This is a genomic window from Candidatus Nitrosotenuis uzonensis, assembly GCF_000723185.1.
Taxonomy (GTDB): Archaea; Thermoproteota; Nitrososphaeria; order Nitrososphaerales; family Nitrosopumilaceae; genus Nitrosotenuis; species Nitrosotenuis uzonensis.
Genome location: NZ_CBTY010000006.1, coordinates 1 through 16,310, shown reverse-complemented (window position 1 = coordinate 16,310; position 16,310 = coordinate 1). Strand labels below are relative to the sequence as shown.

At 41.3% G+C, this 16,310-nt stretch carries 15 protein-coding genes and 1 tRNA gene; 2 read left to right on the top strand and 14 right to left on the bottom strand.

The window, feature by feature from the left end:
* Positions 1–24: 24 nt before the first annotated feature.
* Positions 25–993: a hypothetical protein gene (locus tag NITUZ_RS00685; RefSeq protein WP_048194229.1), complete on the top strand. Its 969-nt coding sequence runs from the start codon at positions 25–27 to the stop codon at positions 991–993.
* 14 nt (positions 994–1,007) lie between these two features.
* On the opposite strand, the gene NITUZ_RS00680 is transcribed toward NITUZ_RS00685, so the two are convergent.
* The 11 genes from NITUZ_RS00680 to NITUZ_RS00635 all read right to left on the bottom strand — a co-directional run bounded on the left by NITUZ_RS00680 (position 1,008) and on the right by NITUZ_RS00635 (position 13,920).
* Positions 1,008–1,490, bottom strand: a complete 483-nt coding sequence (locus NITUZ_RS00680) for a hypothetical protein (RefSeq protein ID WP_048194227.1) — start codon at positions 1,488–1,490, stop codon at positions 1,008–1,010.
* 124 nt (positions 1,491–1,614) lie between these two features.
* Positions 1,615–1,761, bottom strand: a complete 147-nt coding sequence (locus NITUZ_RS09910) for a hypothetical protein (protein ID WP_155991149.1) — start codon at positions 1,759–1,761, stop codon at positions 1,615–1,617.
* A gap of 30 nt (positions 1,762–1,791) precedes the next feature.
* Positions 1,792–3,201: a hypothetical protein gene (locus NITUZ_RS00675; protein ID WP_048194225.1), complete on the bottom strand. Its 1,410-nt coding sequence runs from the start codon at positions 3,199–3,201 to the stop codon at positions 1,792–1,794.
* A 903-nt stretch (positions 3,202–4,104) separates the two neighbouring features.
* Positions 4,105–4,180: transfer RNA gene (locus NITUZ_RS00665), tRNA-Gly, on the bottom strand.
* A 22-nt stretch (positions 4,181–4,202) separates the two neighbouring features.
* On the bottom strand, positions 4,203–4,871 hold the full coding sequence (locus NITUZ_RS00660) for a ribosome biogenesis protein (RefSeq protein WP_048194221.1): 669 nt from the start codon (positions 4,869–4,871) through the stop codon (positions 4,203–4,205).
* Positions 4,872–4,881: 10 nt separating this feature from the next.
* Entirely contained in the window at positions 4,882–5,979 is a 1,098-nt protein-coding gene (locus NITUZ_RS00655; RefSeq protein ID WP_048194219.1) for a hypothetical protein, read from the bottom strand.
* 45 nt (positions 5,980–6,024) lie between these two features.
* Positions 6,025–9,768: an adenosylcobalamin-dependent ribonucleoside-diphosphate reductase gene (locus NITUZ_RS00650; protein ID WP_052370020.1), complete on the bottom strand. Its 3,744-nt coding sequence runs from the start codon at positions 9,766–9,768 to the stop codon at positions 6,025–6,027.
* A gap of 217 nt (positions 9,769–9,985) precedes the next feature.
* Positions 9,986–12,088: an anaerobic ribonucleoside-triphosphate reductase gene (nrdD, locus tag NITUZ_RS00645; RefSeq protein WP_048194217.1), complete on the bottom strand. Its 2,103-nt coding sequence runs from the start codon at positions 12,086–12,088 to the stop codon at positions 9,986–9,988.
* 62 nt (positions 12,089–12,150) lie between these two features.
* Positions 12,151–12,312 (bottom strand): hypothetical protein, encoded by a 162-nt coding sequence (locus NITUZ_RS10085; protein ID WP_177309423.1) that lies wholly within the window; start codon positions 12,310–12,312, stop codon positions 12,151–12,153.
* Positions 12,313–12,383: 71 nt separating this feature from the next.
* Positions 12,384–12,752 carry a Zn-ribbon domain-containing OB-fold protein gene (locus tag NITUZ_RS00640; RefSeq protein WP_244443774.1) on the bottom strand — a complete coding sequence of 123 codons (369 nt, stop codon included), beginning with the start codon at positions 12,750–12,752 and terminating at the stop codon, positions 12,384–12,386.
* Positions 12,753–12,756: 4 nt separating this feature from the next.
* The gene (locus NITUZ_RS00635) at positions 12,757–13,920 is read right to left on the bottom strand and encodes a thiolase domain-containing protein (protein WP_048194845.1); all 1,164 of its coding nucleotides are present in this window, start codon (positions 13,918–13,920) and stop codon (positions 12,757–12,759) included.
* A 69-nt stretch (positions 13,921–13,989) separates the two neighbouring features.
* On the opposite strand from NITUZ_RS00635, the gene NITUZ_RS00630 reads away from it, so the two are divergent.
* Positions 13,990–14,418, top strand: coding sequence for a topoisomerase DNA-binding C4 zinc finger domain-containing protein (locus NITUZ_RS00630; RefSeq protein WP_048194215.1), 429 nt, complete (start codon positions 13,990–13,992; stop codon positions 14,416–14,418).
* On the opposite strand, the gene NITUZ_RS00625 is transcribed toward NITUZ_RS00630, so the two are convergent.
* From NITUZ_RS00625 to NITUZ_RS00615, 3 genes are read right to left on the bottom strand one after another with little or no spacing between them, the layout of a single operon-like run.
* A complete protein-coding gene (locus tag NITUZ_RS00625; RefSeq protein ID WP_048194212.1) occupies positions 14,408–15,208 on the bottom strand; it encodes a carbon-nitrogen hydrolase family protein in 801 nt (266 codons plus the stop codon). The two genes, NITUZ_RS00630 and NITUZ_RS00625, sit on opposite strands and share 11 nt — an antisense overlap.
* 37 nt (positions 15,209–15,245) lie before the next feature.
* Complete coding sequence (locus tag NITUZ_RS00620; RefSeq protein ID WP_048194210.1) at positions 15,246–15,422, bottom strand: tautomerase family protein; 177 nt, start codon at positions 15,420–15,422, stop codon at positions 15,246–15,248.
* 31 nt (positions 15,423–15,453) lie between these two features.
* Positions 15,454–16,215, bottom strand: a complete 762-nt coding sequence (locus NITUZ_RS00615; protein ID WP_048194208.1) for a rhomboid family intramembrane serine protease — start codon at positions 16,213–16,215, stop codon at positions 15,454–15,456.
* Positions 16,216–16,310 lie beyond the last annotated feature (95 nt).

Below are 16,310 nucleotides of genomic sequence, written 5' to 3'. Positions count from 1 at the left end.
GTTAATCATGATCGGGGAAACAAAATGCCATTTGAAAATACCTTTTGTAATAGGGAAGGATGCGGACATAATGTTCCAGATCACCCTAATGATGGGGAGTGCCTAAAATGTAATTGTGTGGGATTCGTATCAAAAAACAACTTCAGAGATCCGCTGGCTGAATATTATGGTCGGAAAATAATTGACATTCACGTGTATTTCCAAAATGATCTAGATGCGGCTAAACACTTAGTAAATGATTTTCCAGTAATGGCATCAAAATTCTTTCAAGATAAAAAAAGTGGGATTGACGAATATTGGACAAGTCTTGTTAGTAAAAACCCTGATCTAGCACAAAGAGTGAATGAGAAAATTGGGTTGTTTAACCAAGGTGGAAGAAATGCCTTAGAGAGTCTGGAAAGGGATGAGATTGAAGTTGTTATAAAATTAACTCACGATGGGGCAAATCGGGATCGAACAGTAGATTTGATGAACTTAATGGTTCTCTCGTTTCTCACTACTAGATTTAGAGAATTTATCAGAGAATTACTTGTTCTAATATATGAGATTGAGTCCAAGTATAAGAACAAGCATCAATCTCACACTCCTGATGAATTAGAGAAAAAAGCCTATGAGATTAGCGAAATGGACATTAAAAAAATGTTAACAAAACTCACAAATGAATGGGGATTGGCATCAACTACAAATGAAAATTGCAATCAATTCACCGAAGGCTTCTACAGAAGAAATGTGTTTATTCACAATAATGGTTATCCTAACCAAAAATACAGAGATGCAACAGGGTACAAAGGTTCTGATGACAAATTAGATTTGAATAGAGACTATCTCTTGCAATTAATTGAAGTTCTTTTGTTGTATTCTGATATTATCTATGAATACTTCCTAAATACCGAATGTGGCATGGTCAATATTAACAAAAGAGGAAACACACATCATATCGACTTAACAGATAGTGATGCAGAAATAATCCCACTAAAGGATTTGAAACAATAGAAAGTTGAGTCTGATTAATTATTTTGTACCCATATAAAGTACAAAGGGAATATCAACACTGAAAGAAACATCAGCATGCCCCACAACTGTTTAATGCCAGTCCATGAAATCCTTTTTTCGTCAGTATCCAAGGGATCAAAAATAAAATGTTTGGATGCCAATAACCATGCATTGACTCCACCGTAATATACTGGAAAAAAGAAAGCAAAGTGCATATTTGGATCCGATAAAATCGGAATAAAACTAGTGAGAGGAACAATGATAAAAAATAGTATCTCAAATGATTCAGCTGCATATTTAGTAATGTTTTTTCTTTTCATTACAAAGAAAATTACGCCCATGGCAGAGGCTCCTATGGCAAACAATAGATGATCTACATTTGCATCAAATTCATCTGAACCAAAATCGATTAACTGAGCCAATAATGCAGCAATTGCACCGAGTATTGCAAAACTAATGATAACTCTAACCGTTTTGTTATCAATTTTTTGCTGCATCTTGTTTGTTGATTTATTATATTCTTAAGCTCTTTCTTGCTAGATTTGACTAGTTAATGATATGGTGGAATGCGTGTGTTTTGGTAATACGTATTAATTAAAAAATGGTTGTTAATGCCAAAACCTAATCTGATTTTTTTATAGGTTTTGCAGGCTTGGCACTTACTGTTGGTTCTCCACTAGCGGTAGTTCTACCTTGTAATGCCTCTTCTGATCTTCCCGATGTCCTGCTTGGCATTGCCTTCTTTATTTCCTTCTTCTCTTCTCCCATGTTGTATTTTGCATAACGAATTATTAAAATCTAGGGGTTTCTAAAACGTTGAATCTCATCATCAAGAGTCTTAAGAATGCCATTTTCATTATTTTCCACGCTTTTGATAATCTCATCTCGTAATTCTATCATGTACTTTAACCAATCTCCAATGTTTTTTCTTAGTCCCCACTCAAGCTTCTGTTTTTGATCCTTTGAACCTAATGATAACCTTGATTGTTCCATTGCAGTAGCATACAACTCCATCGTTTTATTATATTCATTAACTCGGTTGTAAAATGTTGAAATATCTATTTGATGTTCCTTCGTAAAATTTTCAAATGAACCAGAATGCAAAATCCCCTTGTATGCATCAGTAAATAGTATGATCTCAGTAAACGGTTTTGTAAGAGTAAATGTTATGGCAGAATACTCATCATCAAATTCAACATTGACAGTTTGCGTTGGTTTTACTTTTCCAACTCCATCTCTTAATCCTTTATACGAATCACTAATTTCTTCCTTTAATGATTCGCAAACTTTTATCATTTTGTTGTTGAAGCTAATCTCCTGTTGCCATCTGTAAATGAAAAATGATGATAAAAGGGGATAAATCGCAAATACAATAGCGTTGATTGTTTTTGACAAAGAAGTAGGAGATACAGTATAATCAATTTGGATTTGGGGTTTAAACCCTTTCAGAGAAAATTCTGAACTGTAGATTAGTATTTGACTTTGCCTAATACAATCATTTTGATTACTTTCGGTATCATATTTTTCAATACATTCTTTTAATTTAATTCGATCCTCATTCTCTAAAAACGAGCTAGGAAATAATGTGATCATTTCAGTAAAACGTTTTGACTTTTTTTCCAGTGCGAAATCAACATGTGGTTTTATATCAAGTTCGACTGAAGAAATTCGTTCTGGATTTAAGATACCGTAAAATGAATCAATCTCCATAATGGGTGAACCAGAGACATTAATACAAGGTAGATCTGACGTTGTGGTGTTTTCTGACCAGTTAGTATTACTGCAAAAACCATAGGTTATCACAAACCGTTCTTTTGACATTGTTGTAAAATTTATTGATTGATAAAGTGTGCCTATTCGTAGTTTTGCATTATCTATTTTAACATCTTTGGTTGCATCTGATGTTGGGATATCTGAAAGTATTATTTTTGTAAAAAATATTTTTGATAAATAATCATTAAGGAATCGGACATTAGTCGAACCACCCATCTCGACATACCATTCTTCTCCATGTGATCTGCATAGTTGGTCAAAAAGCTCTGAAGACATCCTATTTGAATTTAGACATACTGGATCGAAAGTTGTGTCTTCATCAATTTCAATAAACTTCGTTTGACTCTCTTCTTGATTTAATGATATGGTTATCGGCATTATTGGGGCAGCTGAAGCGGCGATAATTAGTAGGATTATTTTTGGACTTAAATTCATAAAATGATGTGTTAGTTGCTAATTCTTTAATTTTTATAATTGACTATTGTGTTTATGCTCTTAACATAAAGAGAAATAACAAAAGTGAGGGATTTTTTTAGATACATCTTTTGTTAAAATAACAATTCCTTTTTCACAGGATGCTTTGAACAAAAATATGGAAAATAATGCAATTTGTTGAAGTAATCCGTAGATTTCTAAACAACACAATACCAAATTTTAGTGATGCTAGATTATTTCCTATTATTTCTATGAGCATCTACGGAATTACATGGATTTACAACTATTTGGCTCAGTTTCCAGAATACAAACTATTATTCTTACCAATTCTAAAACACGATGAACCCATAATTCTTGGTTTTGCTATTATCATTTTATTTTGCAAAAGACTAAAAACCACTCCTCAAATTTTAGCAATTGCGTTTGTTGGAGGTTTATCTGTATTGTTAAGTCTAGATAATTCTATTATGAGTAATTTATGGAATAGTTGGAATTTTCCTTCCCTTTCTTTCGTACCTAATCATTATTACATGCCGCCAATTGACCTAGGTCTCTTTTGACAAACAATATGTTACTTCTGTTTTTACTCATACAATATTATGTGTTCTCAGCTATAAAATCATAATTTTACTTGTTAGTTGTTAGGTTATTCTACAATTACCTAGAATTAAAATACTAGAAAAGGACTCTACACCCGTGCTCAGCAAAACAGAGCGTGAATATCTCTCTGGAAATTATAGTCCTAGTCAATCTCACAAACGTGTTTTAAATTATAAAATCAGAAAAAAGATTAAGGAATTTTTCTTATTAGAAATTCCTTTAATCCAAAACTCTGCTGTTATTGATTTTGGTAACGCTGTTACTGATTCTACTAACGATTTGATGCCTAGGTCAGAAAATAGCTGGTGCGGCCGCCGGGATTTGAACCCGGGTAACGGGCTTGGAAGGCCAGCGTACTACCAGGCTATACTACGGCCGCACAAGATTGAAACGTCTGTAGCCTACATAAAAATGGTTTTCTCGTATTCGTACAAAATTCGAGCCACCACTACATGAGCTTCAAGTGATCTTTTCTCAACGCTCAGAAATGTGTCGATTCTTTTTTTTGTAGAGTCTTCAAAATCGCCTTTTGGAAAGCCGCCAACAACAAGGCAAGACTTGTTAGTACATCTACTTGCAGCATCATAGTAATTGCTCTCCTGTCCCTGTGGTGAAAGTCCTATCACTTTGTCTGGCTTTATTTTATCAACCAGCTCAGAGAACGTCATGTCTTTGAGTGCGAACAGGGTCTGATCTCCGCTTGTGATTTTTTTTTCTGCAAATAATTTTTCCATTATGCCTGCAAATCGATGATATGATTTTGGCACTCTCACTCCTCTGCCGACCTCTATAACCTTGTCATGCAGTGTATGAACGAATACTTGGATTTCATCGTCATCATACAGTGGAATGGTGCACGCCTCAAGCAGGCAAAAGTGCACGATGTCAGGTCTTCCTCTTTTTATCTCGTTTTGCAGTCCCTTCATCGCTCCAAAGTGCCAGGAATTATCAAGAAGCACCTCCGACGGTCTCTTTGAAATTCTCCTGCAGTACGAGATAACCGCGTTGTGGTGCCACAGCCCCTTTGGCACCAGTTCAAGTGATGCTTCCGCAATTATCAAAGAAAGCATGTTGTAATCATCAACTTGCCCGTATCTGTCTTGTAATTTCCGACAGTCCCGGTTTTGGCGAGTCGTCTGTTTTGACAAGGCCTGCAGCACAGGTATAGCTTCCAAGTCTTTCTCGCACGAACTGATCTCCTCCTATTGAAACTGATGATGTTGTAAACTGCTGATCAATTATGCAGCTTCCTTCTGGCCGGTCATACTGCCTGTACCACGTGAAAAACTCTATTTTTGATTCGTTCTGCCTGTAAAAGTCATAGGCAACCTTGATGAATTCAACCTGATCCTGCTCGTTGCCATTCACATAATCCGATGTGCTCCAGCTGATCTCAAAGACTGCGATTTTTTTGTCCGGTACAAGCTCCAGCATTTTCTGAAGATCCGAGCGCGCATCTTGTGGTGTTTTTGCAATATCGTTTAGCCTGTCAACTGGAAGGTAGGTAAATGCAACAAAATCCCCAGAATCGGCAAGTTCTGTCACGTATTGCCCAAGATCCCTGTTGATTATCCCATTAAGTGAGAACGCGTTGCCAAACTTTACGTCCGGATGCTTTTGTTTTAGCTTAGAATATACATTATCATAGAATTTCTTGTAGAGTGTTACGCTTCCCTCAGAATCCTTAAAGTACGCATCAAGCTCGCCGCCGATTATGACAGAATCGATGATATTGTATCTTGATAGTATAGAGTCAAGCGTTGTTACAGTCAGCTGTTCAAGGCTGGTACCAAATCCTGGCGTGCCCATCCACTGCGGATATGGCCCTATCAGTCTGCCATTCACAAGCGAGAAAAACAATGTTACTTTCATGTTGTTTTTCTTGTTCATACTCATCAGGATGTCAGTGTCCTTCCAGTTGTACTGGCCCTGCTGTGGCTCTATATGATTCCAGAACAGATACAGGTTGCTCCTTCCAGCTCCTGTGGATGCGGCATCAGAATAAGCCTTGTCAAGCTGTTCAATGGTGACCTCTTTTGTGGGCGTATTCACTACAATGCCAAGCTTTTCATTTTGTTGTATAGGCTGCGGCGGGACTTGAGACATAGACAATGATGCCACTATACCAACTACAACTGCCACTGCAATCCCGATTGCAATAAGAATTTTTTTGTTCACTAGTTGTGCAAGTGAAAAACGAGAGTAAAAAGAGTTGTGATGGTTTTAGCCGGATGTGCATCCGCTAAAGCCGCACTCTATGCATATGCTGCAGCCTTCAACAAAGACCAGATGGTTCTTGCATGATGGGCACAGCATTTCCTCCGGAACCTCCTCCTTTACTTCGGATTGCCTAAGAGGCTCTTCTGGAATCTTGAGCTCAAGTGCGTTGTTTACCTGTGCTCGGATGTACGCGTTCTTGATGTTCTTTGCAATGTATTCCCGCAGGTACGCACTAGGCTCCACATCGAATGTCTTCTCCGCATTCTCGCTTGTCATGTGCAACACTTGTGTGTGCCTTGAGCCGTCACGGTACACCGTTATGCCCTTGAGACCAAGCTCGTGAGCCAGAAGGTACGCTGCCTTGACATCATCTGCAGACACGTCGTTTGGCATGTTGATCGTTTTTGCGATTGCGTTTCCAATCCAGTCCTGCCATACAGCTTGGGCCATGAGGTGATCGGACCAGTGTATGTCCATTGCTGTAACAAAGATGTTCTGAATCCATTCTGGAACTTCTTTTAGTCCCCTTACTGAGCCGTAATTGTCTGCGATTTTTGCCAGCAGTTCATCGCTATACAGGCCGTTTTCTCGCAACACCTGCTCGAAGATCTTGTTTGTGTAAAAGAATCTTCCAACAGTTACACGCTTTTCAAATACCAGTGCAAATGTAGGCTCCATTCCGTTTGAGCAGTCAGCAATCATGGACAAAGTTCCCGTGGGGGCAACCGTGGTTGTCAACACGTTTCGTATTCCATGTTTTTGGATTTTCGCAATTAGTGCGTCCCAGTCATAATAGTGTCCGCCCTTTGGCTTTTCATAATAGCCAGATATTGGAATCTTGCCTTCCGGATACTCTGTTCTTGAGCAAAGATCGAATTCGCCCCTTGATCGTGCAAGTGCGACGCTTTCTTCCATAGAGTAGTATGTCAGCGCCTCTGCAAGCTTTGATTGGAATTCGTATCCTTCCTTTGAGTTGTACGGTATTCTCAGCTTGTAGAGAAGATCTGCTACGCCCATTACGCCAAGCCCTATCCTTCTTGATTCCTTTGATGCTTTGTCAATTTCCGGAACCGGATAGAAGTTCATGTCTATTACATTATCAAGGAATCTGGTGGTCTTGCGTATTGTCTCCTCGTATCGCTGCCAGTCAAACTCGTATTGTCCGTCCGCCTTTCTTTTGACTAGGTTTGCCAAGTTGATTGATCCAAGGTTGCATGATTCGTACGGGTATAGCGATTGCTCTCCGCAGTTGTGAGCAACTATTCCATTTGCGTCAAATGCGTTTACTCCTGGCACCTGAACATCATATACTTCTTCGATGCCATCCTCCACCAGCTCTGCTACTGTTGCTACGAATCTTTCTTTGTTGAGACTTCGTTTATAGTTCCCAAGCAATGAATCCAGATGGTTCATCTTTTCTGTATCTGCAAATCCTATTACATTGTGGAAACGCAGTAGATTTTCTCCAGATATTACAAGCTCGTGTTGCGCTTTGGTATGATATAGTTTTTGATGTCCCTTCCCATCCGGCAAGAGCTTTTCTTGTTCCGTTCTTCTGTTTGTGTATATTCTTGACACAATGCCCAATCTGAGAAGCATGCGTTGAACTGCTTTCAGTATGCCAAGATCACTTTGTGAAAGACGGACAGATATGCCTTTTTGCTGGCTTCCAAGCACGGTTCCATCTGCATCGAAGAATCCCCTGAGGAATCCCTTGTAAAAAGCAGACGACGCCATTTCAATTTCTTTGGTTATTGTCTTGTTTTCATGTCTTAATCCGAGAGATTCTGCAAGTCCGCTTATTGACGCCAATGAAAGTCTGTATTCACCTCGTCCTTTGACCTTCATCCAGCCATCAAAGTCTGCTCTATGTGGCATTTGTTGCGCATACTGCAAGACAAGACCTCTTACGGACGCATCACCTTTACTCTCACCCCATGATGACAGTATAACGCAGTCCTTTTTGATGTGACCGTCGCCGATCATAAGACCCATTAGATATCCTTCTTCTTGACCGAATTTTCCGTCCCATTCATAGTAACGGCAGTCATCAAGAACAATTTTTTGATCTTCTTTTAGATCTCCTGCTTGCGTCCATTCGGATTCCAAAGAGTTCCTCTTCATGTTGCTGACAGATAGTACTTTGTGATCCTCTGTCAAGCGCAGTTCAAAGCCTTCTTTTGTTTTCAGTTTGTAGATCTTCTTTATACCTGTAGAGAAGAATCCGTTTGTACTCCATGGTCTGCCATTCAAGTGTGTCTTAAACGGTACGTCAATCAGATCTCTTACCATTCTTGGTCCTTCAGATGTAGCAACCCACGTATCTGCAGTAACACATGGATTGGTTGCCCTCAGTGGTCCACCCCTTGCCTTTGCAAAGACGTTGTACTTGTTGATGTTATCAAAGAAGATCAGTCCCGGCTCTGCGCTCTTCCATGCAGAGTGTGCTATTACGTCGATTAGCTGGTGTGCATTTATCTCCCTGACAGGTGCCTTGTCACGCGGACTTCTCAGAGTGTATTTACCGTCTGGGCTGTCTACAAGTGCGGTCCAAAAGTCTTCCCACACTCCTACGCTTACGTTAAAGTTCTCAAGTACTCCCGGCTGGGTCTTGTTAGTGATGAACTTTTCAACGTCAGGGTGCCAAACTTCGAGGATGCCCATGTTGGCCCCTCTTCGTTTTCCTCCCTGTTTTACTACCTCGGTTACTGTGTTTATGATGTTCATGAACGATACAGGTCCTGAGGCTACTCCCGAGGTAGAGGCTACAATGTCTCCTTCGTGCCTAAGATCAGAGTAATTGATTCCAACTCCACCACCAGACTTGAATATGAGAGCTGCATCAGAGGTAGACTTCATTATGTCTGCCATATCGTCTGGCATTCCAAGAACAAAGCATGCTGAGAGCTGGCCAAGTCTTGCACCTGCATTCATCATTGTTGGAGAGTTTGGCAGAAAGTCTTGCTCTGTCATAAGAGTATGGTATTCTTGAATCCTGTCCGCATAGCTGTCAAACTTTTTTGCTGCAATTAGTGTTAGTACTTCCTTGAAGCTCTTCTTCATCTGCCCGCGCTTTGCAAGATAGATGTAGTGGTTGATCAGTCCCCTGAAGTGGTATTTGTTGAGATAAAAGCTTCCTATCTTGAATTTGTAATCAAAGTCATCAAGCTTGTTCAGATATTTTTTTGCCTCCTCAACATCTTGCTGTATGTCGCCGTCCTTTGCAAACAGCTCGTTATCATATAGGATATCACCTATGCCGACCAGAATTGCAACACGCTCGAACATTTGTGAAGGGCTTTCGATTATCTCGTTCTTGTTGTTTCGCAGAAGATATCTTGATGCAAGGACTCGAAGGCAATTAAGATCAAATGCCTTTGCCACCGGGTCAAGCGACTTGGTATTTAAAACCTTCATCTTGTCCTCACGTATCTTGCGGCGCTCGTGTCTGTACAATATGTACGATTTGGCGATTTCGCCGTATCCTTTTTCAATCAAGGTTGATTCTACCATGTCCTGCACATCCTCGACGCTTGGAGGGTGTGAAGCAGAAAAGCCTTGTGAAATTAGCTTGCTCAGGACTCCGCTGGTGAGTTCCTCTGCAATCTTGCGATCTGGATTGCCGTTTGCAACCAAGGCTTTGTAGATCGCATTTGTAATTTTTTCTTTGTTAAAGTTTGTAATACGTCCGTCACGCTTCTTGACGTCAACGATCGAACTTTCTATTTGAGAAAAATCTGTTGTCATAATGTCTCCCCTCACTAGGTAAAACCATATTGGATATAACCCTGACTGCCAAAGATTTCAGATTTTAGCTCAACAATGTTTACACCGCTACGGAAAATTTCGGAACAATCGTTCCTGAGGACAAAAACGAATTCAGCCAATTTGATGTATGATCTATGATCAGTTAGGGATTAATTTTTATCTCATAATGTCAGAACTGCGAATTTCGACTTTAGATCTAGTTGAGTATGTAAGGAGACTTGCAGACAGGGCACTTGTCAAATAGCTTCTCGTCCTTGAAGCCGCAGTTGCCGCATATTGGGACGTCCTTACTAGGCCTGAACGTGCCTACCAGATCGCCTACCTTTTCCAAAGCCTTTTTGATGTCTTCTACGTTGGTTTCCTTCTCAAATCGGAGTTTCACGAGGAGGCCGCCGTTGAGTATCTTGGATGTCTTGTTAGCTTCTACAATCTTTTCTGCCTTGGCGGTAATAGAGTCAATTTCTGAAGCAGAAATCAATATCCCTTCCGAATAGTTCTCGCCGTCAAGGGACTTTTGTACGGACATTTTACCATATTTTTCTCCATCAAGGGCACTGAATCTGGAGGTTCCGTCGCTTTCAGTCATGGTGACTATTACCGTATCACCCATCTCTTTGCCTTTCTTTTCTGCTACGTCCACTGCGGTCTGAATTACTTTGTAGATTACTTCTTGGCCCTCCTTGTCGTTGTTGTATCCAAGTATGTTAAAGACGGCTTCCTTTAGGCCCACCAAATTCACTACAAGGCAGACTGAGCTGCGCTGCATGTACTGTGTATTTGCAGCAAGCACTGGATTAAGGCCGCGTCTTGTTAGATCGGATATGTCCTTTTTGCGTAACGACATTGCAGCTAGTGCCGGTTTCATCAAAAGTGCAAGTCTTGCCCTAAAGTAAGTCTCGTCTTTGTTTGATTCGAACGCAAGTCTGGGCAGGTTGATCGTAAGTGACTGCAAGTTGATTGACGATGTGCTGTTCTTGCCTTTGATCCTTACAACTCCACTGTATGATGTTTCATCCTTTGAGAACAGGACTTTGCCGCCAATTGAAATTATCTCAGATACAATATCAGAAACATCAGAGATTTTGCCGCTCGAATGGTCTATTATCAGCCCTATTTGTGGAACCGGAGTCATCTTCACGTATGCTTTGTAGGCGTTGAGCACTGCTTGAACTATCTTGCCATCCGATCCGAGTTGGATTCTAAAAGATGTAAGCGTGGGCTCTTTTGTATACTTGGATGAAACCGACGATGTTGCAAATGCGGCTACGAGTTTTTCTTCAAGATCTGTTATGTTTTTGGCATGCTTGGAGCATAGATGTACAAGTCCGTCAAGTATGACTTCTTTTGATGCCTCCTTTGCAGTGAGCGATATTATCATTGAGAGCGATGATGCAAGGTTGTCAAGTGTTTTTATTGTTGGAATTCTCGCTACGCCAAGGTACTTGCCTTTCAGATCCAAGCCGTCATCTATGAGCTCCTTTATGTTGAAAAATAGCGTGTCTGGCAGCAGAGACCAGATTCCAGGGTTTGATATGTGGATATCTCCTGATAAGTGCGAGTCTGCGACGTCTTTTGGAAGAGTGTTTAGTAGAAGGTTTTCCGAAAAGACAGACTGGCCTGCCTTGAAGAACAGCCCCTGAGCGCCATTATCGATATTGTCCACGTTTGTGAGCATCTCTTGGACGTCAAATACAGGCATGCCTAGGCGGGCAAGTTTGTTCCTGTATTCCTCATGGCCGTGCTCTAGCAGCACCGAGTTTACCATTTCTCTAATAAGCGAGCCTGTAAGATAGGTAGTCTGGTACTTGTAGATGCGGTTTTCCACCTCTTCGGTGATTTTCTGGGCAAGCTCAAGCGGGAGGCTTCCTTCCCTTACAAGTGATTGGATTATCTTGTGTGAATTGAACTCTTCGATTGATTCATGAGATGTTCGAACATACATTTTACCAGACTCTATGATAGAGCGCTCCTCGATCTGCCTTGCAAGGCTCAACACGAGCTTTCCAAGGTTTGTTATCGTGTAACGTCTTTCAGATTTGTTAAGTGCGACAAGTGATTGCCTTAAGAGTTTTCTTAGATGGTATGCAAATTTCCCACTCTCCTTTTTTGATTTGAAACCTGCTAGCGATTTTAATTCGGAATAAGTTAGTGGGCCCTTTGAATTCAGGATTCGTAATATGTCAATTCTGTTTGGACTTGCCATAACAGAGAAGATCATCCTTACACGCTTTGAGGTGGACTGTAAGATACCTCCGGCCTTCTTCGAGTCGGCTGCTCCAGTGGCCACTTCAATGCTCATGCATAGCCTAGAGATCAGGAGTAAATAAGATTTATGACTAGATCTTCAGCTATCTTTATTGATCAGTTCTTTTGTACTTCCACGGAAAACTCACTGGTAGACAGAGTCTGACCGCATGACGGACACCTGTTGTTGTAGTGCTTCATTACATCCTTGATCGACTTGAGCATTTTCATGTTGGAGATTTTGGCCCCACATTTACCGCATACAACATCTACTGACAATAATATGATGGTCTTGCCAAAACTATTAAGAATCTTTTTTGAAAATTATTAATTAATTTACTAAATTGATTTTACTGTTTTTCCAGTATGATCCCGCGGTCATCATATCCGATTATCTTGACTTTGGAGCCTACAGGTAGTTGGGATGGGCTCCCTATTCCACCAAGAAAACCTGAAATCCTAAGATCGTGACCATCAATGTTCATGACCACCCACGCGTATGGCGTATACTTTTCAAATCCTGCAGGAGGCACAGTGATTATCGTATATGTGGCAACCGTGCCCTTCCCCTCAAGAATCTCGTTCTCAAATCCCTTGTTGCCGCATTTCTGACAAAAGTAGACCGTTGCAAGGTGTTGATGGCCGCATTTTGTGCACTTTTTGACTAGGACTTTACCTGCCTTTACCGCATCTATGAACTGGTGTTTTTGTTCAGACAAGGTTTTACACGCTTTTGAAGATATGAACAGCGCAGCTTGCTCCGGTTGCGCCAAAGTTATGAGTAAGCCCTATTTGTGCATCTTTTACTGTACGGTCCCCTGCTTTGCCGGTTAGCTGCTCGAAAACTTCTACGACTTGGCCCACGCCAGTTGCTCCTATTGGATGACCCTTTGCCTTTAGTCCTCCAGATGGATTGATTGGGATATCGCCGTTTCGTGCAGTCCTTCCTTCCCTTACAGCCTGCACTCCAGTACCTTTTTCAAAGAATCCTAGATCTTCTGTGTCAACTATTTCTGCGATTGTAAAGCAGTCGTGCACTTCTGCAAAATCGACATCTTTTGCAGTGATTCCGGCCATCTTGTATGCAGCGTCTGCGGCAATCTTTGTGCTCGGGATGGTGGTCATATGATCTCTACCCTGCAGGGTGGCAGGTGATCCACCCCTTCCGGATCCAATTACGCTGACATAATTTTTAGAGTGTTCTTTTGCAAATTTTTCACTACATAGTATAACGGCGCTTGCACCGTCAGAAAATGGACAGCAGTCGTAAAGCTTTAACGGGCTTGCTACAACTGCGGATTTCATGACATCGTCAACTGTAATCTTTTTTCGAAGGTGCGCTTTTGGGTTGAGCAGCCCGTTCTCGTGATTTTTTACTGCAACCATAGCCAAGTCTTCTTCTGTTGCCTTGAATTCAGTAAGATATGCTCGCGCCATGGATGCGAAGAGGCCTGGGAATGATGCACCTGCGCCACCCTCGTAAAAGAAATCAGAACAGTATGAAAAGTATGTTGTGGTCCACTCTGTGCCAGTATGTGTTACTTTTTCTACTCCTGCTACCAACACCGCATCGTAGAATCCTGCTGCTACATTTGCAAATGCCTCTCTGAATGAGACTGAGCCAGAACCGCACGCCGACTCGATGGAAAGCGATGGTTTTTCTGGTATCCCTAGATTGCTCATGATGACAGGTCCCAAGTGGACTTGTTTGTCTGCAATTCCGAACACATTTGAAATGTAGCCTGCCTGAATCTCTTTTGGGTCTATACCGGCAGTTTCTATTGCCCCGATTGAGGCCTGAATTGTAATGTCTGTAATGCTATCTTCTAATTTTCCGTATTTTGTGCTTCCAGCACCAAGAACGCAAACCTTTTCCACAAATCTCAGTGACCATCGGTCCCTATAAAATCCTTCAAGCATTTGAATATCCTGTTGAAGAAATCAGCTTCAGTTTTGATGGAAAAGATGCCTAAACTTCGAAACAGTGTTAGGATCACAAAGCGCCGAGTCGATCTGATGCGTTCGGAGATCAAACAGTATTATGATAAGAATAGCTATCTTTCATGGTCTGAAAACAAGAAAAAATATATAATTTTAGGCTCAAATGAGCCAAAGAACGGTCTTGTCATATGCCCCAGCTGCAAGATAGGCAAGCTGATGATAATCAGATCTAGAAAAACAAAAAAGCGTTTCATTGGATGCTCCAACTATTATAACGGATGTAGGGCGTCATCACCCCTGCTGCAAAAGGCAATGCTTGGCATTACAAAGACTCCATGCAGCCAGTGCGCCTGGCCGATTATTTTCTTTAGATATTCTAGAAGGCAGAAATGGCAGCAGCAGTGCTCCAACATGAACTGTCAGAGCAGGATTTCTAAAGATTAGAATAGATATCGGTTCTTCTGCTTTGTAGTAGCGGTAGCGCTTTTCTCGTCTGCTTTATTCTGTCAAGCGATATATCCACGATTCCAACTCCTTGCTTTTTTTTCATGTCAAGCAAAATCTTTCCGTAGGGATCGACGACTAAGCTTCTTCCGCAGTAAATGTTTCCAACTTGATCTGGGGCCACTACATAGCAACCATTCTCTATTGCACGTGTTTTGTTGATTGTAATCCAGTGTTCCTCTTTCATCTCCCCTTGTACCCATGCGGAAGGAACCACCAAGATTTCGGATCCGGATAAGGCAAGAATGCGTGACATCTCAGGAAAGCGTAGATCATAACAGATCATCATGCCTATTTTTCCCACTTTGGTGCGTATGGGTAGCGAAATCTTTGAGCCGGGTTCTAATTTATCTGATTCTCGAAATCCCAATGCGTCATACAGATGGATCTTTCTGTACGAGCTAAGCAACTTGCCTGAAGGCGATATTATAAACGATGTATCATACACACGGGTTTTCTTTTTGCTTTTTTCGTAGAGCGTACCCACTACAGTGATTGAGTGTTTTCGTGCCTCACTTGCGATCGAGTTAACAAAGTTTCCGTTAATTGGTTCTGCAAGCTCGGCAAGCTCTGCTGGAGACTGTTTTGCAGTTGTGTAAAACATCATAAATTCTGGAAATGCGCAAAGGTTTGCTCCTTTGTGCGCTGACTCTTTTACATAATTAAGAATTCGCTGAAGGTTTTTTTGTTTGTCAGTTGATGCGCGAAATTGAACTACAGCTACTTTCATGAATTTAGTGAAATTTTAATGAAATAAAAAGAAAGTGTTACAGTGGGTTACCTGCCATGTACCAGTTTTCTTTTGGATTGTCTTCAAAGACCACAATTACGTGACTTTCTTTGGTCTTGAGGATCTCAACTGCGGACTTTGTTATCGCCTTGGCAAATTCTTCTTTTTGTTGTTGTGTTCTGCCAGGATACATTGAGACAGTAATTATTGGCATGAGTGTGTGCTTTGGCTGTCGGATTTATTCTTTAGTCTCCCTTCCAACCGTATCTGGAGCCATACATGTATTCTGGTCTGTGCGTTTTTTTGTAAAGATAACCTGTTGCCAAGCCTATCGCGAATCCCCCGATGTGCGCAAGGTACGCTACCCCCCCAGAGCCAAATCCGAATCCTCCAATCAGGAATGGCAGTACGTTCTGAAAGAGAAGCCAGAATGGCAAATACCATTTTGCCGGAACATGCAGCATCCTCCAGAAAAATCCCATCATAAGGAATGTTGTGACCTTGGCGCGTGGAAACATGACAAGGTAGGCCCCAAGTACGCCCGAAATTGCCCCAGAAGCTCCGACTGCAGGTATCGGGCTGTACATATCGCCCACTACATGTGCAAGTCCTGCGATTATTCCCCAGACAAGATATATTCCAAGATATTTTGCCCTGCCAAATTTTAATTCTATATTGTCTCCGAAAATCCACAAAAATAGCATGTTGCCTCCAAGGTGCATCAGTCCTCCATGCAAAAAGACGGAACTTAGAAGGCCAAGCATTGGCATGTCAGGACAGGAGACACGAATTTGTTGTATTGTTATTGAACTCTCACCCATTATACATGCAGGCACTGCCCCCCATTCGTAGAACAGTGCCGCGGCGCGATTGTTGCTAAATTCAAAGAACTGTCCTGTCACTGCAACCTCAAAAAAGAATACGATTATGTTGATTATGATGAGCGCATATGTAACTTTTGGCTTGAACCCTGGCGGTTTTGGATTCTCGTCACGAATGGGGAACATTATTGATTAGCTACAAGCACATTCTATAATAATGTAAATCATGTCTTGCGGTTAGATTTTAGCTAAAACGGTCTTGTTATACTTTGATTATTCCC